Source organism: Micromonospora inaquosa, assembly GCF_003857055.1.
In the GTDB taxonomy this organism is placed as follows: domain Bacteria; phylum Actinomycetota; class Actinomycetes; order Mycobacteriales; family Micromonosporaceae; genus Micromonospora; species Micromonospora inaquosa.
In genome coordinates this window covers 22,489-45,777 of the sequence record NZ_QGSZ01000216.1, presented here as the reverse complement: position 1 = coordinate 45,777, position 23,289 = coordinate 22,489, and the positions used below count along the sequence as shown (strand labels likewise).

Below are 23,289 nucleotides of genomic sequence, written 5' to 3'. Positions count from 1 at the left end.
TGAAACCCTCGTTCGGCCGGCCCCAAAGGTCACACCCCGCAGACGCGGTCAGCGGTGTGAGTGGTCGCGGAAGCCGCGGCGGGTCTTGCGGCCCAGATAGCCGGCGGTCACCAGGTGCTCCAGCAGCGGCGCGGGCGCGAAGCCCGGCTCGCGCAGTTCCAGGTACAGCTCGCGTTGGATGGCCAGGGCCACGTCCAGCCCGACCACGTCGAGCAGCTCGAACGGGCCCATCGGGTAGCCGCAGCCCAGCTTCATGGCGTGGTCGATGTCGTCGGCCGTCGAGTAGCTGGCCTCCAACATCTTCACCGCGTCGTTCAGGTACGGGAAGAGCAGCGCGTTGACGATGAACCCGGACCGGTCACCGCAGACCACCGCGGTCTTGCCGAGCGCCGCGCAGACCGCCCGCGCGGTGGCGGTGGCCTCCGGGGAGGTGCGGATGGTGCGGACCACCTCGACCAGCGGCATGACCGGCGCCGGGTTGAAGAAGTGCAGCCCCACCACGTCGGCCGGCCGTTGGGTGGCCATCGCCACGTCGATCACCGGAAGCGACGAGGTGGTGGTGGCCAGCACGACGCCCGGCTTGCAGATCTCGTCGAGGCTGGCGAAGAGCGCCTTCTTGACGCTCAACTCCTCGACGACCGCCTCGACCACCAGGTCGACGTCGGCGAGGTGGTCGAGCGTGGCGGACCAGCTGATCCGGCCGAGGGCGGCGTCCCGGTCGGCCTCGGCGAGCTTGCCCCGCACCACACCCTTGTTGAGCGAGGTCTTGACCGCCTCGCAGACCTTCGCGGACTTCTCCATGCCGCGGGTGACCGAGACGACCTCGTAACCGGCCTTCGCGAAGACCTCGATGATCCCGGTGGCCATCGTCCCGGAGCCGACAATGCCGACCTTGGTCACGGCTGCGGGGCTCGCAAGCTCACTCGTCGCGCTCCCGATGCCGACCTCGGCGTAGATGGCCCGGGCGCCGTCGGCGAGCGCGGCCTCCGTTGCCACCGGCGTCGCCTCGTCGGGTACGACCTTCGGGGAGCCGGGCCGCTCGTAGGTGTAGAAGCCCCGGCCCGACTTTCGGCCGAGCAGCCCCGCCGTCACCATCTGCTTGAGCAGCGGCACCGGGGCGTGCCGGCGGTCCCGTCCGCCGCGCCGGTACATGGTGTCCAGGATCTCGTACGCGGTGTCCAGGCCGATCAGGTCCATCAGCGCCAGCGGGCCCATCGGCAGGCCGCAGCCGAGCTTCATCGCGGCGTCGATGTCCTCCCGGGTCGCGTAGTGCGACTCGAACATGCCGACGGCGTGGTTGAGGTAGCCGAAGAGCAGGGCGTTGGCGATGAACCCGGCCCGGTCGTTGATGGTGACGTCGACCTTGCCGAGGCGGGCGCAGAGCGCTTCCACGTCGGCGACCACCTCGGGTGCGGTGACGACCGTGCGGACCACCTCGACCAGCTTCATCACCGGGGCCGGGTTGAAGAAGTGGATGCCGATCACCTGGTTGGGTCGGCTGGTGGCCACCGAGATCTCCGTGACGCTCAGCGACGAGGTGTTGGTGGCGAGGATCGTCTCGGGTCGGCAGACCCGGTCCAGCTCGGCGAAGATCCGCTGCTTGAGGTCCAGGTGCTCGGGCACCGCCTCGATGACGAGGTCGACGGAGTGCAGCGCGTCCAGTCCGACCTTGAAGTGCACCCGCTCGTGCAGGGCGTCGCGGTCCGCCTCGGCGAGCTTGCCCTTCGCGACCGCCCGGTCGGTGGAGCCGGTGAGGGTGGCCCGGCCGCGTTCCAGGGCCGGCGCGGAGATCTCCACGGCCACCACGTCGATGCCGTTGCGGGCGAAGACCTCGACGATGCCGGCACCCATGGTGCCCAGCCCCACCACGCCAACGGTGCTGAACTCGCGCGCCACGACCGGCCTCCCCAGAGACTCCGCACGACCACTGAACGGCCGCTAAGGTTATGCGCGCGAGTCTGCCACGCGACGGTGAGTTGTCGAGACGCCGTGGCATATTTCACCCACGGCACGGCAGCGCCGCCAGTGGACGCCGTTCAGGCGGCCGACCCGCTGGTCAGGGCCAACAACTCGGCGACGAACTCCGCCGGACGCTCTAGGTGGGGGCTGTGCCCGCAGCCCGGGAGCACCACCTCGTGGTACGCGCCGCCGGCCGCCGCGTACCGGTCGAGCACCGCCCGGGTCTGGCCGATCATCGGCTGCGGCGGGCAGGCGTCCGCGCCGGGCCAGCCGGGCACGAGATCCAGCGAACCCAGGTACGCCAGGTCGAAGAGCGAGGTGTCCGAGACGATGACGTCGGCGTCCCCGCGTACCCAGGTGACCGGCGGTTTCTCGGCGACGGCCACCAGCTCGTCGGCGAGCCGGAACCAGGTCGGCGCGAGTGCGTTGAGCACCCCGCGCTCCCCCGGCGCGGTGCCCGGCCAGTTCTCTGACGGCACCGCCGTGCCCGGGTAGTTGTCGTCCCCGGTCGCGGTGGAGAGCACCGTGCCCAGCAGCAGCTCCTCGTCCGCGCCGAGCGAGGCGGGATCGGCCACATAGGTGGTTCGCAGCACGGCGCGGGGGCTGGCTGGCGCGTCCGCGCTCCGGTCGCCGGCCGCGAGTCGGGCGACGAAGTCCGGGTTCGCCGTGCCGGCGCCGGTGCCGGCGAAGTCGGGGGTGGTCGGCGTGCCGTTCAGGTCGCGGGTGCCACCGAAGCCGTACGGGGAGACCGGCGCGGCGAGCAGCAACGCCCCCACCCGGTGCGGATGGTCGACCAGCAGGCGCATCGCGACCCCGCCGCCGAGGGAGTGCCCGACCACCACCGGGCGCGCGTCGGCGTCGAAGAGCGTCGGGTCGTCCAGCAGGGCGGCCACGTCGTCGGCGAAGTCCCGCAGGCCCCGGGTGGCGTCCACCGGGGCGGTCGCGGAGTCGCCGTAACCGCGCAGGTCGGGGGCGATCACCCGCAGCGTCGGGGGCAGCCGCCGGACCAGCGGCTCCCAGAACAGCGCGGACGAGCAGTTGCCGTGGATCAGCAGCACCGGTGTGCCGTCCGGCGGGCCGGCCACCCGTACCGCCTGGGTGATGCCGTTCGCCGTCACGGTCCGCTGCTCGGTTTCCATCCGCGGCATGCTGCCACTCTGGTTCCCGCCGGTCCAGGTGTCGGGCCGCCACCCGGCGAAGCTGCCCGGTGTGGCCGACCGCCAGGCGGTCGGCGGCCCGGTGTTTCTGACCGGCAGTGGGTCAACCGCCTGGTGTGGCTGACCGGAGCGGTCAGCGGCGCGTGCCCGGCTGCGCGGCGAGCGGCAGCGGCAACGTCGGTCGGACGTCGCGCCGGGACGGGCCGAAGCTGAGCCCCACCGGGTCGGTGAGCGCCACCCCGGGGTCGAACAGGCGCAGTTCGGTTCGGCCCAGCCGGATCACGTCACCGTCGGAGAGTCGCTCCACCTCGGTGATCCGCCGGTCGTTGAGCCACGTGCCGTTGGTCGAGCCCAGGTCCCGCAGGGACGGACCTTCCGGCGCCAGCCACACCTCGGCGTGGCGACGGCTCAGGTGCGGGTCGTTGATGACCACCTGGCCGGTCGGCGCTCGGCCGATCACCTGCGCTTCGGCTCGCATGCGAAAACTCGCGCCGCGCATCGGCCCACCCGCGACCGTCAACAGCGGCATCAGTTCCGGATGTTCCTCCATGGACAGTCAGCCCTCCACCCCACACCGTCACTCCGCGCGTCAGCTTGCCATCAGACGGTAGTCGTCAATACCGACCGGCCGGTCAGCCTCTCGTCACCTCCCGGCCATCTGCCGTTCGACGATTCGGGCGGGCCGCATCTGTCACCCACGCCGTGACCTGCACTGATCAACGATCGGTCGGGTTGGTGCGACGCCGGCCGCCGCGCACCGAATCGGCGACCCTACCGGTGAGTAATCCTCAGGTCTAGACTTCCGCCATGACGGCAGTGCATATCCCGGGCGTTCCGGTCATCGAGGCGGGTCAGTTGGTCTCCACCAGCCCGGCGACCGGCGCTGAGGCCGGTCGCCTCCCCGTCGCCACCGACGCGGACGTGCGGCAGGCCGTCGCCCGCGCCCGTGCCGCCGGCGAGTGGTGGGCCGGTCTGGGCTTCACCGGCCGCCGCGAGCGGATGCTGCGGTGGCGCGCCCTGCTCGCCAAGCGCATCGAGCAGTTGGCCGAGTTGGTGCACGTCGAGGGCGGGAAGCCGGTCGCCGACGCCATAGTCGAGATCGTCACCGCGATCGAGCACATCGACTGGGCCGCCCGCAACGCCCGCCGTGTGCTCGGTGCACGCCGGGTGCGGTCCCGGCTCATCCTCGCCGAGTTCTCCGGGCACCTCGAATACCAGCCGTACGGGGTGGTCGGCGTGATCGGGCCGTGGAACTATCCGGTCTTCACGCCCATCGGCTCCGCCGCGTACGCCCTCGCCGCCGGCAACGCCGTGGTGCTCAAGCCGAGCGAGTACACGCCCGCCGTCGGCCAGTGGCTGGTGGACAGCTTCGCCGAGGTGGTGCCCGAGCAGCCGGTGTTCACCGCCGTGCACGGGCTGGGCGACGTGGGCGCGGCGCTGTGCCGCTCCGGCGTCGACAAGGTGGCCTTCACCGGCTCCACCAGCACCGCCCGCAAGGTGATGGCCGCCTGCGCCGAGTCGCTGACCCCGGTGCTCATCGAGGGCGGCGGCAAGGACGCCATGATCGTCGACAGCGACGCCAACCTGGACGCGGCCGCCGAGGCGTGCGTCTGGGGCGGCATGACCAACGCGGGCCAGACCTGCATCGGCATCGAGCGGGTGTACGCCGTCGACGCCGTCTTCGACGCCTTCGTCGACAAGGTGGTGGCCCGCGCCGGTCAACTGACGGTCGGGCCGGAGGGCACCGACATCGGCCCGATCACCATGCCCCAGCAGATCGACGTGATCCGCCGGCACATCGACGCCGCGATCACCTCCGGCGGGCGGGCCGTGCTCGGCGGCCCGAGCGCCGTGCAGCCGCCGTACGTCCACCCCACCGTGCTGGTGGACGTCCCGGAGGACTCGGCCGCCGTCCGCGAGGAGACCTTCGGCCCCACGCTGACGATCAGCCGGGTCCGCGACGCCGACGAGGCCGTCACCCGCGCCAACGCCCTGTCGTACGGCCTCGGGGGTTCGGTCTTCGGCCGGCGGCGTGCGGTGGCCATCGCCCGGCGGCTGCGCTCCGGGATGGCCTCGATCAATTCCACGCTGACCTTCGCCGGCATGTCCACCCTGCCGTTCGGCGGTGTGGGCGACTCCGGCTTCGGTCGGATCCACGGGGAGGACGGCCTGCGCGAGTTCGGTCGGGCCAAGGCGATCACCCGACGTCGCGCCCGGTCACTGCTGCCGTCGATGACCTTCGACCGCACCCCCGCCGACGTGGCCCGACTCGTCAAGGCCATCAAGGTCATGTACGGGAGGTAGCTGTCGGATAACCGATCATCAACAAAGATCGGCACATCCACATGTTTGTACGCCGTGGCCGCGGCGGTACATTGCGTTAAATGGGCCCCAATCGATTGCGCTACCGTCTTGTCGACAGTGACCGGTCGTGGAGCGCCCGACGGCGTCAGCACCGCTCGGACTGGTTGGCGCGCACCTTTCCCGACATCGGCGACATGCACGTGGTCGATCTCGGTGGTCGGCTCGGCACCTGGCACCGCGCCACCATCCGACCGGCCCGGGTGACAGTCGTCAACCTGGAGAAGCCGCCCGCCGTCGTCCCGGACTGGGCCCACGTCGAGCAGGCCGACGCCTGCGACCTGCCGCAGCACCTCACCAAGGGCAGCTACGACCTGGTCTTCTCGAACTCGGTGCTGGAGCATGTGGGCGGGCACGAACGCCGTCTTCGCTTCGCCGCCGCCGCCCGCTCACTGGCCGAGCGGCACTGGGTGCAGACGCCGTACCGCTACTTCCCCATCGAGCCACACTGGATCGCGCCGGGAATGCAGTTCCTGCCGGTACGACTGCGCACCGCGTTCGCCCAACGCTGGCCGTTGGGGCACAAGCCGACCCGCAGCCACGCCGCCGCCATCCACCAGGTGCTCTGGACCGAGTTGCTGGACCGTTCGCAGATGCGCCACTACTTCCCCGACTCGACAATGCTGGTGGAGCGGGTGTTCGGCCTGTCCAAGTCGCTGATCGCGGTGCGCAAGGGGTAGGGCGCCGATCAGAAGAGGGTCAGCTCGTCCTTCACGATGCCGCGCAGCTTGTCGTAGTCCACCACCACACACCGGATGCCGCGGTCGGTGGCGAGCACCCGGGCCTGCGGCTTGATCTCCTGCGCGGCGAAGACCCCGACGACCGGGCTGAGCAGCGGGTCACGGTTCATCAACTCGAGGTAGCGGGTCAACTGCTCCACCCCGTCGATGTCGCCACGCCGTTTGACCTCGACGGCCACCGAGCCGGAATTGGCGTCCCGGCAGAGCAGGTCCACCGGGCCGATCGCCGTCATGTACTCGCGGCGGACCAGCGTGAACCCCTCACCCAGGACACCCGGGTTGGCGGCCAGCAACTCCTGTAGGTGCGCCTCCACCCCGTCCTTGCGCAGCCCCGGATCCACCCCCAACTCGTACGAGGTGTCCTGGAAGATCTCCTCCAGGGTGATCCGCAGCTCCTCACCGGCCTTGTTGACGACCCGCCACACCCCGGGGGCCTCCTCCAGCCGACAGGGCGGGCTCATCCAGTTCAACGGCTTGTACGCCCGGTCGTCGGCGTGGATAGACACCGACCCGTCCGCCTTCACCATCAGCAACCGGGTGGCCAGCGGCAGGTGAGCCGAGAGCCGTCCGACGTAATCCACCGAGCACTTCGCAATGACCAACCGCACCCGACGAGGGTAGCCGAGCACCCACCGGTCTCCGGCGAGCGGCACTGGCGCGTCGATGCGATGCTGAGACCGTGTTCGAAGTCCTCACCGGCACCGGTCTCGCCGCCTCGGCGGGGCTGAACGCCTACATACCCCTGCTCATCCTCGGTCTGCTCGGCCGTTACACCGACCTGATCGACCTGCCCAGCGGCTGGACCTGGCTCGGCAACGGTTGGGTCATCGCCATCATGGCCGTGCTGCTCGCCGTGGAGATGGTGGCGGACAAGGTGCCCTTGGTCGACCACATCAACGACGTCGTGCATACCGTGGTCCGGCCCACCGCCGGTGGCCTGGCCTTCGGCGCCGGCTCCTCGTCGGAGACGGTGACGGTCAGCGACCCGGGGAGTTTCTTCTCGTCCCACCAGTGGGTGCCGGTCGTCACCGGCGTCCTGCTGGCGTTGGGCGTGCACCTGCTCAAGTCCGCGGCCCGCCCCGTCGTCAACGCTGCCACCGCCGGTTTCGGCGCCCCGGTCGCCAGCACCGCCGAGGACGCCACCAGCGTGGTGATTTCCCTGGTGGCGGTCATCCTGCCGGTGCTGGTGCTCGTCTTCCTGGTCGGTCTGGTGGTCTTCATCTTCTGGTTCGTCCGCCGTCGTTCCGAACGACGCCGCGAACGTGAGGCTGCCCGCGCCGCCGGCTTCCGCGTCTGACGCCTGCCCGGCCTGCGTGCTCGCCATACCGAGGTTCGGCAGGCCGACAAAAGCCTAGTATCGGGGCAAGAGCCTAGAGGAGGTCGGCATGACCGCAGCGTTGGAGATGCCCCGAGTCCAGGAATGCGTAGTGGCCGCTTGCGCGTACAACCAGTCGGGTGACTGCCACGCGTTCGCGATCACCATCGGCAGCATGGATCACGCGCACTGCCACACCTTCGTCGAGTCGCCGGTCCGGGGCGGGGTGGAGAGCCTGATCGCGCAGGTGGGCGCCTGCCAGCGCGCCGACTGCCGGCACAACGAGCAGCTGGAGTGCCACGCGACGTCGATCAGGGTCGGCCCGGACAACGACATGGCCGACTGCATGACCTACGCCGGCCGCTGACCCACGCCGAACCGCCGGCCCGCCGGGGTGACGCCTGATCAGGGCAGGTCGTTGGCGCGCCGGATGACAGTCACCAGGTCGTCGATGATGCCGGTGAGGGCGAAATCCTTCGGGGTGAAGACCCGGGCGACCCCGGCCGCCCGGAGGGTGTCCGCGTCACCGGCCGGGATGATGCCGCCCACCACCACCGGCAGGTCCGCCCGGCCGGCGGCGCGCAGCCCGTCGAGCACCGCGGGCACGGCGGCCAGGTGCGAGCCGGAGAGCACGGAGAGCCCGACCAGGTCGACGTCCTCCTCCACGGCTGCCGCCACGATCTGCCCTGCGGTCAACCTGATGCCCTGGTAGACCACCTCGAAGCCGGCGTCGCGGGCGCGTACCGCGATCTGCTCCGCGCCGTTGGAGTGCCCGTCCAGCCCGGGTTTGCCGACCAGCAGTCGCAGCCGGCCGCTGCCCAGCTCCCGCGCGGTGGCGGTGACCCGCTCGCGGACCGCCGCGAGGCCCGGCTCAGCGCCGCCGCCGGTCGCGCCGGCCAGGCCGGTCGGCGCCCGGTACTCGCCGAAGACCTGGCGCAGCGCCCCGGCCCACTCGCCGGTGGTCACCCCGGCCCGCACGCACTCCAGGGTCGCCGGCATCAGGTTGGTGGTGGTCGCGGCGTCCGCGCGGAGCCGGGCCAGCGCCGCGTCGACCACGGCCGCGTCCCGGTCGGCCCGCCACCGGCGTACGCCGTCCGCGGCGGCCGCCTCGGCCTCGGGGTCGACCTGCTCGACGGCGTCCGCGCCGGCGACGGTCAGCGGGGAGGGTTCGGTCTCGGTGTACCGGTTGACCCCGACCACCACGTCGGCACCGGACTCCATCCGTCGGCGGCGGTCGGCCAGCGACGCGACCAGCGCGCTCTTGAGGTAGCCGGTCTCCACGGCGGCGACGACGCCTCCCAGCTCCAGCACCTTGTCCAGCTCGACCCGCGCCCCGGTGACGACCTCGTCGACCAGCGCGGTCATCACGTGCGAGCCGGCGAAGAGGTCGGGATATTCGAGCAGATCCGACTCGTACGCCAGGACCTGCTGCATCCGCAGCGACCACTGCTGGTCCCACGGGCGGGGCAGGCCGAGCGCCTCGTTCCAGGCGGGCAGTTGGACCGCGCGGGCCCGGGCGTCGCGGGACATCGTCACGCCGAGCATCTCCAGCACGATGCGCTGGATGTTGTTCTCCGGCTGCGCCTCGGTGAGGCCGAGAGAGTTGACCTGCACGCCGTAGCGGAACCGCCGTTGCCTGGCGTCGGTGACCCCGTACCGGTCCCGGGTGATCTCGTCCCAGAGCACGCCGAACGCGCGCATCTTGGCGATCTCCTCGACGAAGCGCACCCCGGCGTTGACGAAGAACGAGATCCGCTGGACCACGTCGCCCATCCGCTCGGCGGGCACCTGGCCGGAGTCGCGGACCGCGTCGAGCACGGCGACGGCGGTGGCCAGCGCGAAGCCGACCTCCTGTACGGGCGTGGCGCCGGCCTCCTGGAGGTGGTACGAGCAGATGTTGACCGGGTTCCACTTCGGCATCGTCTTCAGCGTGTGGGCGATGACGTCTGCGGTCAGCCGCAGCGAGGCCGCCGGTGGGAAGATGTACGTCCCCCGGGACAGGTACTCCTTGATGATGTCGTTCTGGGTGGTGCCGGAGAGCGTGTCCGCGCTCCACCCCTGCTCCATCGCCACGGTCCCGTAGAGGGAGAGCAGCCACATCGCCGGGGCGTTGATGGTCATCGAGGTGTTCATCTCGGCGAGCGGGATGCCGTCGAAGAGCGCCCGCATGTCGCCGAGATGGGCCACCGGCACGCCGACCCGGCCGACCTCACCGGAGGCGAGTTCGTGGTCCGGGTCGTAACCGGTCTGGGTGGGCAGGTCGAAGGCGACCGAGAGCCCGGTCTGCCCCTTCGCCAGGTTGCGGCGGAAGAGGGCGTTGGTCGCGGCAGCCGACGAGTGGCCGGCGTAGGTGCGCATCACCCACGGGCGGTCCCGCTCGGGCAGCCGCCCCGGGAATGCCATCTCATCCATGGCCGGAGTCTAAGTTACCGTTCAGTAAAAGGGGTTGTGGAAAACCACACAGGTCCATGTCGCGGATGTCCTGGTGCGAAGCGGGCGCAATGGCGCGCACCGCCACACCCGGGGCACCAGGCAGCGCTGGGTCAGGCGCACACTGGACGCCATGGATGATGAGTTGGCGATCTCCGTCCGAGGGCTGCGCAAGGCGTACGGCGACAACGTGGCGGTGGCGGGCGTGGATCTCGACGTGCACCGTGGCGAGGTGTTCGCGTTGCTCGGCCCGAACGGCGCCGGCAAGACGACCACGGTGGAGATCCTGGAGGGTTACCGACACCGGGATGCCGGCGAGGTCTCAGTGCTCGGCGCGGACCCGGCCAACCCGGACGTCACCTGGCGTTCCCGGGTCGGCATCGTGCTCCAGAGCACCGGCGAGTTCGACGAGCTGACCGTGGCCGAGGTGATCCGGCACTTCTCCGGCTTCTACCCCGACGCCGAGGACCCGGACAAGGTGATCGAGCGGGTCGGGCTGGCCGGCAAGGCGAAGGCCCGCACACACACCCTCTCCGGCGGGCAGAAGCGCCGTCTGGACGTGGCGCTGGGCATCATCGGCCGACCGGAGCTGCTCTTCCTCGACGAGCCGACCACCGGCTTCGACCCGGAGGCGCGCCGCGAGTTCTGGGACCTGATCCGCGCCCTCGCCGCCGTCGGCACCACCATCGTGCTCACCACCCACTACCTGGACGAGGCCGAGTCCCTCGCCGACCGGGTCGGCGTGATCGTTGGCGGTCGGCTGGCTGAGGTCGCCGCACCCAACCGGCTGGGCAATCGACAGGAGGCCCTCGCCACGGTCTCCTGGCGTACCCCGGAAGGGACGTTGGAGAGCGCGCAGAGCGCGACGCCGACGGCCTTCGTCGCCGACCTCGCCGCGCGCTACGACGGCGAGGTCCCCGGGCTCACCGTGACCCGGCCGACCCTGGAGGACGTCTACCTCACCATGATCGGACACGCGTGATGACGACCACGACGAAGCCGGCGACGCCGGTCGCCACGACCCGCAGCCGTCGGCCGAGGGCCGGCGCGCTCGCCCTGCGCCAGGGCCGGCTGGAGATCACCCAGTTCCTGCGCAGCCGGGAGTCGGTGGTCTTCACGATGGGCTTCCCCATCATCATGATCCTGATCTTCGCGTCGATCTTCCACGGGACGATCGGCGGCGAGGTGAAGGTCACCCAGTACTTCATCACCGGCATGATCGCGACCGGCCTGATGACGGTGAGCTTCCAGAACCTCGGCATCTGGATCCCGGTCGAGCGGGACCGGGGCATGCTCAAGCGCTACCGGGGCACGCCGATGCCGAAGTGGGTCTGGTTCGCCGGCAAGGTGATCATGGTGGTGGTGATCGGCATCGCCGAGACCGCCCTGCTGCTGGCCTTCGCGGTGGCGCTGTTCGACCTTGACCTGCCGGGCACCGCCGGAAAGTGGCTCACCTTCGGCTGGGTCGCCGTGCTCGGGGTGACCGCCTGCACCCTGAGCGGCATCGCGATCTCCTCGCTGGCCCGCAGCGCCCGCAGCGGCTCGGCGGTGGTCACCCCGGTCTCCCTGGTGCTCCAGTTCATCTCCGGGGTGTTCTTCGTCTTCACCGAACTGCCCACCTGGATGCAGCAGGTGGCGACGCTGTTCCCGCTCAAGTGGATGTGCCAGGGGCTGCGGTCGGTCTTCCTGCCGGAGAGCTTCGGCGCCCAGGAACCGGGCGGCTCGTTCGAGCTGGGCCGGGTGGCGATGGTGCTGGCCCTGTGGTGCGTGATCGGCTTGGTCCTGTGCCTGACCACCTTTCGCTGGACCACCAAGCGCGACGGCTGAGCGGTCGGCCGGGGCGGGTGCCCGCCCCGGCCGCCACCACTCAGTACGTGTAGAAGCCCTTGCCGGTCTTGCGGCCCAGGTCACCGGCGGTGACCATCCGCTGGAGCAGCTCCGGCGGGAAGAACTTCTCGTCGGCGGTGTCGGTGTAGATGTTCTTCGAGGCGTGCAGCAGCACGTCCACGCCGGTCAGGTCGGTGGTGGCCAGCGGGCCCATCGCGTGCCCGAAGCCCAGGCGGCAGGCGGTGTCCAGGTCCTCCGCGGACACCACGCCGGACTCGACCAGCTTGACCGCCTCCATCACCAGGGCGGAGATCAGCCGGGTGGTGACGAAGCCGGCGATGTCCCGGTTGACCACCACGACCGTCTTGCCGATCTCCTCGGCGAAGACCCGCGCGGTGTCCAGCGTGGCGTCGCTGGTCTTGTAACCGCGAACCAACTCGCAGAGCTGCATCATCGGCACCGGGGAGAAGAAGTGCGTGCCGACGACCGCCTCGGGCCGCTCGGTCACCGCGGCGATCTGGGTGACCGGGATGGCCGACGTGTTGGTGGCGAGCACCGCGTCCGACTTGCAGATCTTGTCCAGAGCGCGGAACACCTCGTGCTTGATCTCCAGCCGCTCGAAGACCGCCTCGACCACGATGTCCGCGTCCGCCGCCGCCTCCAGGTCGGTGGTCGGGGTGATCCGAGCCAGCGTCGCCTCGACCTCGGACGCCTCGATCTTGCCCTTCTCGGCGAACTTCTCCAGTGACTTCCGAATGCCGCCGAGCCCTCGGGTGGTGGCCGCGTCGTCCAGGTCGCGCAGCGTCACCTGCCAGCCCGCCTGCGCCGCCACCTGGGCGATGCCGGAACCCATCAACCCGGCCCCGACGACTGCGAGTCGACCCGCCATCTACTTCTCCCTCGCTGCGATTGAGTGCCTGCCTGCACCCTAGTCGGCGAGACTGAACGATGGCTAAGTGGCGGTCGGGCCGGGTCGCGGGTCCGACCTCAGATCTCCAGTGCCGGCTCCTCCGGCGTGGTGCCCCGCTCGACCGCCACCCCGAGCGCACGCAGATCGGCCACGAAGTCCGGGTAACCCCGGTCGACGTGGTGCACGTGGGAGACCTCGGTGACCCCCTCCGCGCAGAGCCCGGCGATGATCAGCCCCGCGCCGGCACGGATGTCGGTGGCCCGCACCGGGGCACCGGAGAGCCGATCCCGTCCCCGGACCACCGCGTGATGCCCATCGGTCTTGATGTCCGCGCCGAGCCGCATCATCTCGTTGGCGAACATGAACCGGCCGTCGAAGATGTTCTCAGTGATCAGGGAGGCGCCGTCGCTGACGGCCGCCAGCCCGATCGCCATCGGCAGCAGGTCGGTGGCGAAGCCGGGGTACGGCAGCGTCACCACATCCACCGCCCGGGGCCGCTCGTCCATCCGTACCCGGAAGCCGTCCCCCCGGGTCTCCACCAGCCCGCCGGCGGCGACCACCTTGTCCAACGCGACCTCCAGGAAGGCCGGATCCAGCCCGGTCACCGTCACGTCTCCCCGGGTCATCGCCGCGCCGAACGCCCAGGTGCCCGCGACGATCCGGTCCCCCACCGTGGCGTGGCGCACCGGACGCAGACCGGGCACACCGGTGATCCGCAACATGGACGTGCCCGCGCCGACGATGCGCGCGCCCATCTGATTCAGCATCGTGCAGATGTCGACGATCTCCGGCTCCCGGGCCGCGTTGTCGATCATCGTGGTGCCCTGGGCCAGCACCGCCGCCATCACCAGATTCTCGGTCGCGCCGACGCTGGGAAAATCCAGCACGATGTCCGCGCCACGCAGCCCGTGCGGGGCGGAGGCGATGACGAACCCGTGCTCACCGGAGATCTCCGCGCCCATCCGGGTCAGCCCCGAGATGTGCATGTCCAACCCCCGCGACCCGATCGCGTCGCCGCCGGGATGGGCCACCCGCACGTACCCCCGACGGGCCAGCAGTGGGCCGAGCACGCAGATCGACGCGCGCAACCGTCGGACCAGGTCGTAGTCGGCCTCCGCGCCCGGCTGCTCGGGTACGTCGATCGTCACCGAACGGGAACGGGCCACGCCGCCACGAGCGACCATCGGGTCGACCGGGTCGTCCGCGTCGAACTGGACGTCGCAGCCCAGCCGGCGCAGCACCTCCCCCATGATCGCGATGTCGGTGATCCGTGGGACGTTGGTGATCACGCTGCGGCCCGGCGCGAGCAGCGCGGCCGCCATCAGCTTCAACGCCGAGTTCTTGGCACCGACCACATGCACGGTGCCGGCCAGTCGGGCGTCACCGCGAACCCGGATGACGTCGACATCGTTGACCGCCGGGTCGCCGGCGTCGCCGGGACCCACCACCAGCGGCCAACCGGCGGTGCTGTCCGGCCGCGCCGGAATCGTCAGGTCGGGAATCCGTAGGCTGTGCGTCATGGCCGTCCACCTCACGCGCATCTACACCAAGGCCGGCGACGCCGGCATGACCAGGCTGAGCAACAACGAGCAGGTGCCAAAGACCGATCCACGGATCGCCGGGTACGCGGATGTCGACGAGTGCAACGCGGCGATCGGCGTCGCGCTCGCGCTGGGAAACCTCGACGAGGAACTTCGCACCGTGCTGGCGTCGGTGCAGAACGACCTGTTCGACGTCGGCGCCGACCTGTCCACCCCGGTCGAGCCGGAGCCGAAGTATCCGCCGCTGCGGGTGACCGAGGAGTACGTCGAGCGCCTGGAGGGCTGGTGCGACGAGTACAACGCACGCCTGAGCAAGCTCGACTCCTTCATCCTCCCCGGCGGCACCGCGGGAGCGGCGCTGCTGCATGTGGCGCGGACCGTCGCCCGGCGTGCCGAACGGGCGGCGTGGGCGCTGGTCACCCACGATCCGGACCGAACCAGCACGCTCCCGGCAAAGTATCTCAACCGGCTCTCCGATCTGCTCTTTATCCTGTCAAGAACGGCAAATCCGGCAGGAGATGTGCTATGGGTGCCGGGCGGCAAGCACTGAACGTCGGGCGCTCCGCACCACGTCGAGGTCTGGTTTCCCACTCTGCCCGCCACCACGCGTAGCCAAGGCCGACTCCTCCACGAGCCAAGCCAACCGGCACCCTGACTCCTCGGCGAGCCCGGCCGACCAGCGCCTGGATCGACTCCGATTCCGTGATGTCGGGCCATCCCAGCCACCAGAACACGCCGACATCAAGAAAACCGAGTCGATCAACCAGCCCAGACGCACCCGACGCGCTCCCCGGGACTGGCTCGTTGCGCGCACCGAGGAGGCGAGACTCAGCCGGATAGGTAACGGCAGGTGATCAAAGCCCGCCGGACCGACGGACAGCGGCAACGAGAGGTTTCCGGGGGAGCCCGCCCGGCGCAGGGATCAAGCCTGACCGCCCGGAGCCGGGCGGGCTCCCCCGGAAACCACAAGAGCGACCACAGACGCCAAGAGCAACCACAGAAGAGTCGATCAGGCAGCCGGCCAGTCCTGGGAGGCCATACGCGGCGAGACCGCCCCCGGAGGGGCGGCCTCGAGCCAAGAGAGAAAACCGGTAACGGTCGATCGCGCCATGGCGATCTCCACCGGTGCGTGGTGACTCGTACAGCGGAGGATCACCCAGTCGGCCGGCATGGAGAGCCGCTCCTGACCTTCGGGCAACCGGCGGCGCTCCACGGCCAGCCCTTTGCGGGAGAGCACCCGCTTGGGTCGGATCGCGAAGCTGAACATCCGGTACCAACGCAGCTCGTCACCGGCGAACCGGCCGAAGCCGGGCGACCAGCCACGGCCGTCGAGCATGGTGGAGACCCGGACGCTGAGCCGGATGATGCCACCGCTGCGGGTGACCAGAGCTCGCCGGACGAAGAGGATCAGAAGCGCGCCGAGGATGACGACAACGCCGATTCCGAATCCTTCGACGATCTCCATCCCCGGTGTGGCTCAGCGACTCTGCGCGGAGACCGGGGTTGCGCTCTCGGCCAGGACGGTGACACCGTCGGCGCTCACCGAGAGGAAGCCGCCGGCCACCTCGTAGGCGACCTGCTCACCGCCAGCAAGCTTGATGCGCACCTGGCCGGGCTCGGCGAGTTGACCGAGAAGCGGCGCGTGCCCCGGCAGGACACCGAGCTCGCCCTCGGTCGTCCGGGCGACGACCATCTCGGCGTCACCGGACCAGACCTTCTCCTCGACGGCGACGAGCTCGACGTGAAGCTGCTGTGCCACGCTGTCTCCTTGCTGCGGCTACGGATTGCCGAAAGTCTAGCCTGACGATGCGGCGCGCCCAACGCGGGTGGGGACAACGACGCCTGGACTACTTGGCCTTGTTCACGAATTCCGGGTGCTCGAGCAGGAACGGGTCGAGTTGCTCGTTGTGCAGGGCGGTGAAGAAGTCCGGGACCCTTTCCTGGAAGTGCTCACCCAGGTATTTCTTACCCTCGAAGACCCCGCCACCCGGGAGCTTGATCATCTCGATGGTGTTCGGACGGATGTCCTTCAGGGCGAGCCCGAAGTCGACCACGCTGTTGCCCCGACCGTTGAAGATCAGCGACTGGCCGGCGGCCCGCAGCACCTTGTCCAGCTTGATGGGGTTGGACACCACGTCGGCGCTGAACGCCTGGCCGACCATGGCCTTGACGAACTGCTGCTGGTGGCGCTGCCGCCCGTAGTCGGAATCCGGGACACCGTTCTTCGGGTAGCGCTGCCGGACGTAGTCCAACGCCTGCCACCCGCTCAGGTGCTGGTTGCCCTTCTTGTAGACCGCCTGCGGGCCGACGTAGCCCTCACCTCGGGTGTTGCCCGGCCGCGGCTTGCCGTCCGGCTGCTTGTGCTCGGACTTCACGTCGCGCTCGATGTACATGTCGACACCACCCATGGCGTCGACGATCTTCTGGAAGCCAGTGAAGTTGATGATCGCGCCAGCGTCGAAGCGCTTGATGCCGGTCACCTTCTGCACGGTGGTGGCCAGCAGCTCGAAGCCCCGTGCCGCGTCGGGGTTGGCCCCCGGCACCTTGCTGCCGAATGACATCGCAGCGTTGATCTTCGTGGTCTCGCCCGGGAACTCGGCCTTCTTGAACGGCGGGATCTGCACGTAGAGGTCACGTGGCAGCGAGAAGAGGTAGGCCCGGTCCATCGTCGCCGGCACGTGCAGCACCATGATCGAGTCGGCCAGTGGCGCGGCCGTCGGCGTACGCGGATCGATGCCGACGAGCAGGATGTTGAGCGGACCCTTGATCTCGCTCTTCTTCGCCTGGGCACCCGCCGCCTGGTCGCCGAACAGGTCGGCCTTGCCGACGGCCCCCTCGTAGCGGGCCATGAGCACCTCGGTGCCGACCAGCACCGCGCCACTGAGCATGGTCAGCACGGTGCCGAACACCGTGCAGATCCTGGCCCACCGTGGCACACCTCGCCAGATCGACGCCTTGCGGCCACTCTTGCCGGCCTTACCCACGAGCATCTCCGTTCGTTACACCCACGACGAGGAAGACGGGCGGACGTCGTCGAAAGGTTGCAAAGATCAACGCTCGTTCAGGTGAGAGCGCGGAACGAACCGTAGCTCGGCGGGTTCGGAAGTGACGACCACGAGTAACGGACCGCGACGATGGTAGGGCGCGAACATGAACAAAAGACTGCCCCGGCATTGCCGGGGCAGTCTTTTTGTTACGGATGGGGGCTGGGTCAGCCCTTCATCAGCTCCTCAGCCTTGCGCTCCAGGTCCTCAAGACCTCCGCACATGAAGAACGCCTGCTCGGGGAAGTGATCGTACTCACCCTCGCTGATCTTGCGGAACGCCTCGATGGTCTCCTTGATCGGGACCGTCGAGCCCGGCACGCCGGTGAACTGCTCCGCCGCGTAGGTGTTCTGCGAGAGGAAGCGCTCGATCCGCCGGGCCCGGGCCACGGTGATCTTGTCTTCCTCGGAGAGCTCCTCGATACCGAGGATGGCGATGATGTCCTGCAGGTCCTTGTAACGCTGCAGGATCCGCTTGACCTCGGTGGCGACCTGGAAGTGCTCCGGGCCGACGAACTCCGGGGCGAGGATCCGGGACGAGGACGCCAGCGGGTCCACTGCCGGGTAGATGCCCTTGTCGGAGATCGACCGCTCCAGGTTGGTGGTCGCGTCCAGGTGGGCGAACGTGGTGGCCGGGGCGGGGTCGGTGTAGTCGTCCGCCGGCACGTAGATCGCCTGCATGGAGGTGATGGCCTGGCCCCGGACGGAGGTGATCCGCTCCTGGAGCTCGCCCATCTCGTCAGCCAGCGTCGGCTGGTAACCGACGGCGCTCGGCATCCGGCCGAGCAGGGTGGAGACCTCCGAGCCGGCCTGGGTGAAGCGGAAGATGTTGTCGATGAAGAGCAGCACCTCCTGCTTCTTCACGTCGCGGAAGTACTCCGCCATGGTCAGCGCAGACAGGGCGACCCGCAGCCGGGTGCCCGGCGGCTCGTCCATCTGGCCGTAGACCAGCGCGGTCTTGTCGATGACGCCGGACTCGGTCATCTCGGCGATGAGGTCGTTGCCCTCACGGGTGCGCTCACCCACGCCGGCGAAGACCGAGGTACCACCGAAGTTACGGGCAACCCGGGTGATCATCTCCTGGATGAGCACCGTCTTGCCCACGCCCGCGCCGCCGAACAGGCCGATCTTGCCGCCCTTGACGTACGGGGCGAGCAGGTCGATGACCTTGATGCCGGTCTCCAGCATCTCGGTCTTCGGCTCCAGGTCCGCGAAGGCCGGGGCCTTGCGGTGGATGCCCCACCGGTCGTCGGCCTCGAACGTCTCGCCCTCTTTGAGGTTGAGCACCTCGCCGATCGCGTTGAACACGTGGCCCTTGACCGCGTCGCCCACCGGAACGGTGATCGGCTCGCCGCGGTCACGCACCTCGGCGCCACGCACCAGGCCGTCCGTCGGCTGCATCGAGATGGCGCGGACCAGGTTGTCACCCAGGTGCTGGGCGACCTCCAGGGTCAGCGTCTTCTCACCGCCGGACAGGTTCACTGTGACGTTCAGGGCGTTGAACAGGGCCGGCATGCCGTCGCGCGGGAACTCGGCGTCGACGACCGGGCCGATGACCCGGACCACGCGACCCGTGGCCGTCTTGGTCTCTACTGGTGCAGTCATCACACTTCACTTCCCGACGCGGCCAGCGCGTTGGCGCCGCCGACGATCTCGCTGATCTCCTGGGTGATCCCAGCCTGGCGGGCCGAGTTCATCTCACGCGTGTACTTCTCGATCATGTCTTCGGCGTTGTCGGTGGCGCTCTTCATCGCTCGCCGCCTCGCCGCCGACTCACTCGCCGCCGACTCGATCAACGCCGCGTAGATCCGCGTGTTGATGTACCTCGGCAGGAGCGCGTCGAGCAGCGCCTCCGCCTCCGGCTCGAACTCGTACGCCGGCAGCAGCCCCTCGGAGCGCGGCCGGTCCTCCACCTGCATCGGACCGATGACCTTGGTGACCGGGTTCTGCGTCATCAGCGAGTGGAACTCGGTGTAGACGATGTGCAACTCGTCGACCCCGAGCACCCCGTCCGCGCCGGCACCGCCGTCGACGTCGTCCGCACCGGCCGTGAACGCCTTGATCAGCGTCTCACCCACGGTACGGGCGTCCTCGAACGACGGCTGCTCGCTGAACCCGGTCCAGTTCGCCTCGATCGGCCGGTCGCGGAACCGGTAGAACCCGACGCCCTTACGCCCGATGACGTAGAGCACCGGCTCCTTGCCGTCCGCCTTGAGCCGTGCGATCAGCGACTCGGCCATCCTGATCGCGTTGGAGCTGTAGCCGCCGGCAAGGCCACGGTCGCTGGTGACCAACAGGACGCCCGCCCGCCGCACCCTCTCGCGCGGGGTGAGCAACGGGTGGTCGATCCGCGCGTTGGACGCCAGCGCCGTGAGCACACCGGTGATGGCCTGGGCGTACGGCAGGGACGCCTGCACCCGGGCCTGAGCCTTGGCGATCCGGCTCGTCGCCACGAGCTCCATCGCCTTGGTGATCTTCTTCATCGACTTCGCCGAGCGGATCCGTTGACGAAGAACGCGTACCTGGGCCGCCATCAGATCAGCTCTCGGCCGGGCGGTCGGTCGCGCTGTCGCGGAAGCGGGTCACCGTCTCGCGGTTCTCCTCACCCTCAAGCGGAGCGGCCGGCGCGTCGTTGACCTTGCGCTCGTCGTCCTTGTTGAGGAAGACCTGCTTGAACTCGGTGATCGCCGCGTCCAGCGAACCGACGATGTCGTCGCCCCACTGGTTGTCGGCGATCCCGGCCAGCACACCCTCGTGCTTGTGCCGCAGGTACTGCAGGAACTCGGCCTCGAACCGCCGGATGTCACCCACCGGGATGTCGTCCAGCTTGCCCTCGGTGCCGGCCCAGACCGAGACGACCTCTTCCTGCACCGGGTACGGCGAGTAGTTCGGCTGCTTGAGCAGCTCGACCAGCCGGACACCGCGGTCCAGCTGGGCCCGGGAGGCCCGGTCCAGGTCCGAGGCGAAGGCGGCGAACGCCTCCAGTTCGCGGTACTGGGCCAGGTTGAGCCGCAGCGAGCCAGCGACCTTGCGCATCGGCTTCACCTGCGCGGCGCCACCGACCCGCGAGACCGAGGTGCCGACGTTGATCGCCGGACGAACGCCCTGGTTGAACAGGTCGGTCTCCAGGAAGATCTGGCCGTCGGTGATCGAGATGACGTTGGTCGGGATGAAGGCCGAGATGTCGTTGGCCTTCGTCTCGATGATCGGCAGACCGGTCATCGAGCCGCCACCCAGCTCGTCGGAGAGCTTCGCGCAACGCTCCAGCAGGCGCGAGTGCAGGTAGAAGACGTCACCCGGGTACGCCTCACGGCCCGGCGGGCGACGCAGCAGCAGCGACACGGCCCGGTACGCCTCGGCCTGCTTGCTCAGGTCGTCGAAGACGATCAGGACGTGCTTGCCGCCGTACATCCAGTGCTGTCCGATGGACGAGCCGGTGTACGGGGCCAGGTACTTGAAGCCGGCCGGGTCGGACGCCGGCGAGGCGACGATGGTGGTGTACTCCAGCGCGCCCGCCTCCTCCAGCTGCCCCTTGATCGAGGCGATGGTGGAGGCCTTCTGGCCGATGGCGACGTAGATGCAGCGAACCTGCTTCTTCGGGTCGCCGGTGCGCCAGTTGTCCCGCTGGTTGAGGATGGCGTCCAGGGCAACCGTGGTCTTGCCGGTCTTCCGGTCACCGATGATCAGCTGCCGCTGGCCCCGACCGATCGGGGTCATCGCGTCGATGGCCTTGATGCCGGTCTGCAGCGGCTCGAACACCGACTGCCGGGACATCACGTTCGGAGCCTGCAGCTCCAGCTCGCGGTAACCCTCGTCGGCGATGTCGCCGAGCCCGTCGATCGGCTGGCCGAGCGCGTTGACCACGCGGCCGAGGAAGGCGTCGCCAACCGGAACCGAGAGCACGCGGTCGGTGCGCTTGACCCGCTGCCCCTCCTCCAGCTTGGCGGAGTCACCGAGGACGACGACGCCGATCTCCCGGACGTCGAGGTTCAACGCCACGCCGAGCGTGCCGTCCTCGAACTCCAGGAGCTCGTTGGTCTTGGTCGAGGGCAGGCCCTCGACGTGGGCGATACCGTCGCCGGTGTCGGCGACGGTGCCGACCTCCTCGCGGGAGACGTCGGACGAGTAGGAAGAGACGTAGCGCTCCAGGGCGCCGCGGATCTCCTCCGTCGAGATGGTCAGCTCGGCCATCCTCTGCTTCCTTAAAATTCAGGGGCCCGGGATACCTAGTACCGACCGGTCCGAATGGCGTCTGTCAATCCGGGCGCTGCGCGGTCCAGCCGCCCCGATTCCGGGCGGCGGAGCCGCTCAGCCGCGGGGCGGCGAAGCCGCTCAGCGCTTCGCGAGCGCGTTGCGGGTCTCGTTGAGGCGGCGCAGGATGGTGCCGTCGTACAGGTCGGAGCCGACCCGGACGCTCACGCCACCGAGGACGGCGGGGTCGACCGTCTGCTTGACGGAGACCTCTCGACCGTATATCGCGGTGAGGCTCGCACCCAGCCGACGCTCGTCCTCGTCACTCAACGGGGCCGCGACGGTCACGTACGCCACCTGCCGGTCACGCCGGTCGGCGGCGAGCTCGACCAGCCGGGTGAGCGCCCCACTGAAGGAACGTCCCCCGAACCCGCCGAGCGCTGCCTCGACGAGGCGAACGGTGACCGGACGGGCCTTGTCGGCGAGCAGCTCGCGGGCCAGGGTGGCCCGCTGCTCGACCGGTGCGACCGGGTCGGCGAGCGCGTTGCTCAGCGCCGACTGGCCGGCCACGACCTGACCGAAGCGGAACAGCTCGTCCTCGACCTCGCCCAGCTCGCCGGCCTTGTCGGCGCTGGCGAGCAGCGCCTCCACACCGAGGCGCTCGGTGCCGTCGAGCAACTCCGACGGTGCCGACCACCGGCCGGCGACCAGCGACACGAGCAGGTCGAGCGCGTCGGCGCCGATCCGCCCGCCCAGCATGTCGCCGAGCAGCGCGCCGCGGTCCTCACCGGAACGAGCCGGCTCGGAGAGCGCCCGGCGCAGCCGCGGCTCACGCCGCAGCAGGGTCGCCACGGAGAGGATGGCGTCGGCGGTGGAGGCCACCGCCGACGGCTCCGCGCCGCGGACGTACGCGTCGAGGCGCTCGGCCGCGACCTTGTACGACTCCCGGCTGGCGGCCTGCATCAGCGGGCCCCCGTGCTCTCGAGACCGCTCAGGAACCGGTCGACGGTGCCCTTGCGCCGTGCCTCGTCGGCCAGCGACTCGCCAACGATCTTGCTGGCCAGGTCCACCGCGATCGTGCCGACCTCCGCGCGCAGCTCGCGCACGATGGTGGCCCGCTCGGCGGCGAGCGCGTCCTTGCCGGCCTGGATGACCCGGTCGGACTCTTCCCGCGCCTTGGCGAGGATGTCCTGCCGGATGCCCTCGGCGTCGGCCCGAGCGTCGTCACGGATCTTGGCGGCGTCGGTCCGGGCCTCGGCGAGCTGGGCACGGTACTGCTCGAGCAGCTGGTTCGCCTCGGCCTGGGCGGCCTCGGCGCGCTTGATGCCGCCCTCGATCGCGTCGACCCGAGCCTGGAACGTCTGCTCCATGCGCGGGAAGACGAACTTGATCAGCACGAAGCAGAGCACGGCGAAGGCGATCGTGCCGACCACGATCTCCTCCCCGATCGGGATGATCGGGTTGTGGCCTGACTCACCACCCTCAGCGGCGAGGAAGAACATGGATGACCTCCCGGTCTGAAGGGCGGGGATCAGCCGGCCCAGATGAAGCCGAAGGCGATGCCGAACAGCGCCAGCGCCTCGATGACGGCGAAGCCGATCCAGACGTACGGCAGGGTCATCCGGGACGACTCGGGCTGCCGGGCGGTGGACTGGATGTAGGCGGCGAAGACCAGGCCAACGCCGATGCCCGGGCCGATGGCCGCGAGGCCGTAGCCGATGGCGGCGGTGCTGCCCTCTACCGCGGCGACGTAATCCATTAGTGGTTCCTCCTGGTTATCACGCGTGACTCTCACGCGTTACGACAACGGTTGGT

24 protein-coding genes are annotated in these 23,289 nt (G+C 69.7%); 8 read left to right on the top strand and 16 right to left on the bottom strand.

Annotated elements, in window-relative coordinates; translation table 11 throughout:
- Positions 1 to 48: 48 nt before the first annotated feature.
- Both DLJ59_RS16675 and DLJ59_RS16670 read right to left on the bottom strand, forming a co-directional pair.
- Entirely contained in the window at positions 49 to 1,896 is a 1,848-nt protein-coding gene (locus DLJ59_RS16675) for a 3-hydroxyacyl-CoA dehydrogenase family protein (protein ID WP_124773560.1), read from the bottom strand.
- 140 nt (positions 1,897 to 2,036) lie between these two features.
- Positions 2,037 to 3,107, bottom strand: a complete 1,071-nt coding sequence (locus DLJ59_RS16670) for an alpha/beta hydrolase (RefSeq protein ID WP_425271432.1) — start codon at positions 3,105 to 3,107, stop codon at positions 2,037 to 2,039.
- Between DLJ59_RS16670 and DLJ59_RS37905 the strand changes: the two genes are divergently transcribed.
- Entirely contained in the window at positions 3,106 to 3,240 is a 135-nt protein-coding gene (locus DLJ59_RS37905; RefSeq protein ID WP_279635758.1) for a hypothetical protein, read from the top strand. The genes DLJ59_RS16670 and DLJ59_RS37905 overlap by 2 nt on opposite strands.
- Before the next feature lie 9 nt (positions 3,241 to 3,249).
- Here the strand turns inward: DLJ59_RS37905 and DLJ59_RS16665 are convergent, their stop codons facing one another.
- On the bottom strand, positions 3,250 to 3,666 hold the full coding sequence (locus DLJ59_RS16665) for an FHA domain-containing protein (protein ID WP_124773558.1): 417 nt from the start codon (positions 3,664 to 3,666) through the stop codon (positions 3,250 to 3,252).
- A 257-nt stretch (positions 3,667 to 3,923) separates the two neighbouring features.
- On the opposite strand from DLJ59_RS16665, the gene DLJ59_RS16660 reads away from it, so the two are divergent.
- Both DLJ59_RS16660 and DLJ59_RS16655 read left to right on the top strand, forming a co-directional pair.
- Entirely contained in the window at positions 3,924 to 5,420 is a 1,497-nt protein-coding gene (locus DLJ59_RS16660) for an aldehyde dehydrogenase family protein (protein ID WP_124773557.1), read from the top strand.
- A gap of 80 nt (positions 5,421 to 5,500) precedes the next feature.
- Complete coding sequence (locus DLJ59_RS16655) at positions 5,501 to 6,157, top strand: methyltransferase domain-containing protein (RefSeq protein WP_124773556.1); 657 nt, start codon at positions 5,501 to 5,503, stop codon at positions 6,155 to 6,157.
- Positions 6,158 to 6,165: 8 nt separating this feature from the next.
- Here the strand turns inward: DLJ59_RS16655 and nucS are convergent, their stop codons facing one another.
- Positions 6,166 to 6,825: an endonuclease NucS gene (gene nucS / locus DLJ59_RS16650; protein ID WP_124773555.1), complete on the bottom strand. Its 660-nt coding sequence runs from the start codon at positions 6,823 to 6,825 to the stop codon at positions 6,166 to 6,168.
- 71 nt (positions 6,826 to 6,896) lie between these two features.
- Between nucS and DLJ59_RS16645 the strand changes: the two genes are divergently transcribed.
- Entirely contained in the window at positions 6,897 to 7,514 is a 618-nt protein-coding gene (locus DLJ59_RS16645) for a DUF4126 domain-containing protein (protein ID WP_124773554.1), read from the top strand.
- A gap of 88 nt (positions 7,515 to 7,602) precedes the next feature.
- A complete protein-coding gene (locus tag DLJ59_RS16640; RefSeq protein ID WP_124773553.1) occupies positions 7,603 to 7,899 on the top strand; it encodes a DUF1540 domain-containing protein in 297 nt (98 codons plus the stop codon).
- Positions 7,900 to 7,937: 38 nt separating this feature from the next.
- On the opposite strand, the gene DLJ59_RS16635 is transcribed toward DLJ59_RS16640, so the two are convergent.
- Entirely contained in the window at positions 7,938 to 9,944 is a 2,007-nt protein-coding gene (locus tag DLJ59_RS16635; RefSeq protein ID WP_124773552.1) for a protein meaA, read from the bottom strand.
- 151 nt (positions 9,945 to 10,095) lie between these two features.
- Here DLJ59_RS16635 and DLJ59_RS16630 point away from each other — a divergent pair, with 151 nt between their 5' ends.
- Both DLJ59_RS16630 and DLJ59_RS16625 read left to right on the top strand, forming a co-directional pair.
- Entirely contained in the window at positions 10,096 to 10,944 is an 849-nt protein-coding gene (locus DLJ59_RS16630) for an ABC transporter ATP-binding protein (RefSeq protein ID WP_124773551.1), read from the top strand.
- Positions 10,944 to 11,789, top strand: coding sequence for an ABC transporter permease (locus tag DLJ59_RS16625; RefSeq protein WP_124773550.1), 846 nt, complete (start codon positions 10,944 to 10,946; stop codon positions 11,787 to 11,789). Before DLJ59_RS16630 ends, DLJ59_RS16625 begins: the two co-directional genes overlap by 1 nt.
- Before the next feature lie 40 nt (positions 11,790 to 11,829).
- Here the strand turns inward: DLJ59_RS16625 and DLJ59_RS16620 are convergent, their stop codons facing one another.
- Together DLJ59_RS16620 and murA are read right to left on the bottom strand one after the other, a co-directional pair.
- Positions 11,830 to 12,678, bottom strand: a complete 849-nt coding sequence (locus tag DLJ59_RS16620) for a 3-hydroxyacyl-CoA dehydrogenase family protein (protein WP_124773549.1) — start codon at positions 12,676 to 12,678, stop codon at positions 11,830 to 11,832.
- Positions 12,679 to 12,776: 98 nt separating this feature from the next.
- Positions 12,777 to 14,219, bottom strand: coding sequence for a UDP-N-acetylglucosamine 1-carboxyvinyltransferase (gene murA, locus DLJ59_RS16615; RefSeq protein WP_124773548.1), 1,443 nt, complete (start codon positions 14,217 to 14,219; stop codon positions 12,777 to 12,779).
- On the opposite strand from murA, the gene DLJ59_RS16610 reads away from it, so the two are divergent.
- Positions 14,218 to 14,790 (top strand): cob(I)yrinic acid a,c-diamide adenosyltransferase, encoded by a 573-nt coding sequence (locus tag DLJ59_RS16610; RefSeq protein ID WP_124773547.1) that lies wholly within the window; start codon positions 14,218 to 14,220, stop codon positions 14,788 to 14,790. The two genes, murA and DLJ59_RS16610, sit on opposite strands and share 2 nt — an antisense overlap.
- A gap of 459 nt (positions 14,791 to 15,249) precedes the next feature.
- Here the strand turns inward: DLJ59_RS16610 and DLJ59_RS16605 are convergent, their stop codons facing one another.
- From DLJ59_RS16605 to DLJ59_RS16565, 9 genes are all read right to left on the bottom strand, one after another.
- Positions 15,250 to 15,705: a DUF2550 domain-containing protein gene (locus tag DLJ59_RS16605; RefSeq protein ID WP_030488055.1), complete on the bottom strand. Its 456-nt coding sequence runs from the start codon at positions 15,703 to 15,705 to the stop codon at positions 15,250 to 15,252.
- 12 nt (positions 15,706 to 15,717) lie between these two features.
- Entirely contained in the window at positions 15,718 to 15,999 is a 282-nt protein-coding gene (locus DLJ59_RS16600) for a F0F1 ATP synthase subunit epsilon (RefSeq protein ID WP_030333186.1), read from the bottom strand.
- A gap of 88 nt (positions 16,000 to 16,087) precedes the next feature.
- Positions 16,088 to 17,230, bottom strand: a complete 1,143-nt coding sequence (locus DLJ59_RS16595; RefSeq protein WP_124773546.1) for an LCP family protein — start codon at positions 17,228 to 17,230, stop codon at positions 16,088 to 16,090.
- Between the two features lie 221 nt (positions 17,231 to 17,451).
- Positions 17,452 to 18,888 (bottom strand): F0F1 ATP synthase subunit beta, encoded by a 1,437-nt coding sequence (gene atpD / locus DLJ59_RS16590; RefSeq protein ID WP_124773545.1) that lies wholly within the window; start codon positions 18,886 to 18,888, stop codon positions 17,452 to 17,454.
- Positions 18,888 to 19,817: a F0F1 ATP synthase subunit gamma gene (locus DLJ59_RS16585; protein ID WP_124773544.1), complete on the bottom strand. Its 930-nt coding sequence runs from the start codon at positions 19,815 to 19,817 to the stop codon at positions 18,888 to 18,890. Before DLJ59_RS16585 ends, atpD begins: the two co-directional genes overlap by 1 nt.
- Before the next feature lie 4 nt (positions 19,818 to 19,821).
- Positions 19,822 to 21,474 carry a F0F1 ATP synthase subunit alpha gene (gene atpA, locus DLJ59_RS16580; RefSeq protein WP_124773543.1) on the bottom strand — a complete coding sequence of 551 codons (1,653 nt, stop codon included), beginning with the start codon at positions 21,472 to 21,474 and terminating at the stop codon, positions 19,822 to 19,824.
- Between the two features lie 141 nt (positions 21,475 to 21,615).
- Positions 21,616 to 22,437, bottom strand: coding sequence for a F0F1 ATP synthase subunit delta (locus DLJ59_RS16575; RefSeq protein WP_124773542.1), 822 nt, complete (start codon positions 22,435 to 22,437; stop codon positions 21,616 to 21,618).
- A complete protein-coding gene (locus tag DLJ59_RS16570) occupies positions 22,437 to 22,976 on the bottom strand; it encodes a F0F1 ATP synthase subunit B (RefSeq protein ID WP_124773541.1) in 540 nt (179 codons plus the stop codon). The genes DLJ59_RS16575 and DLJ59_RS16570 overlap by 1 nt, the downstream gene beginning before the upstream one ends.
- Positions 22,977 to 23,005: 29 nt before the next feature.
- Positions 23,006 to 23,233 (bottom strand): ATP synthase F0 subunit C, encoded by a 228-nt coding sequence (locus DLJ59_RS16565; RefSeq protein WP_074314047.1) that lies wholly within the window; start codon positions 23,231 to 23,233, stop codon positions 23,006 to 23,008.
- Positions 23,234 to 23,289: the final 56 nt, after the last annotated feature.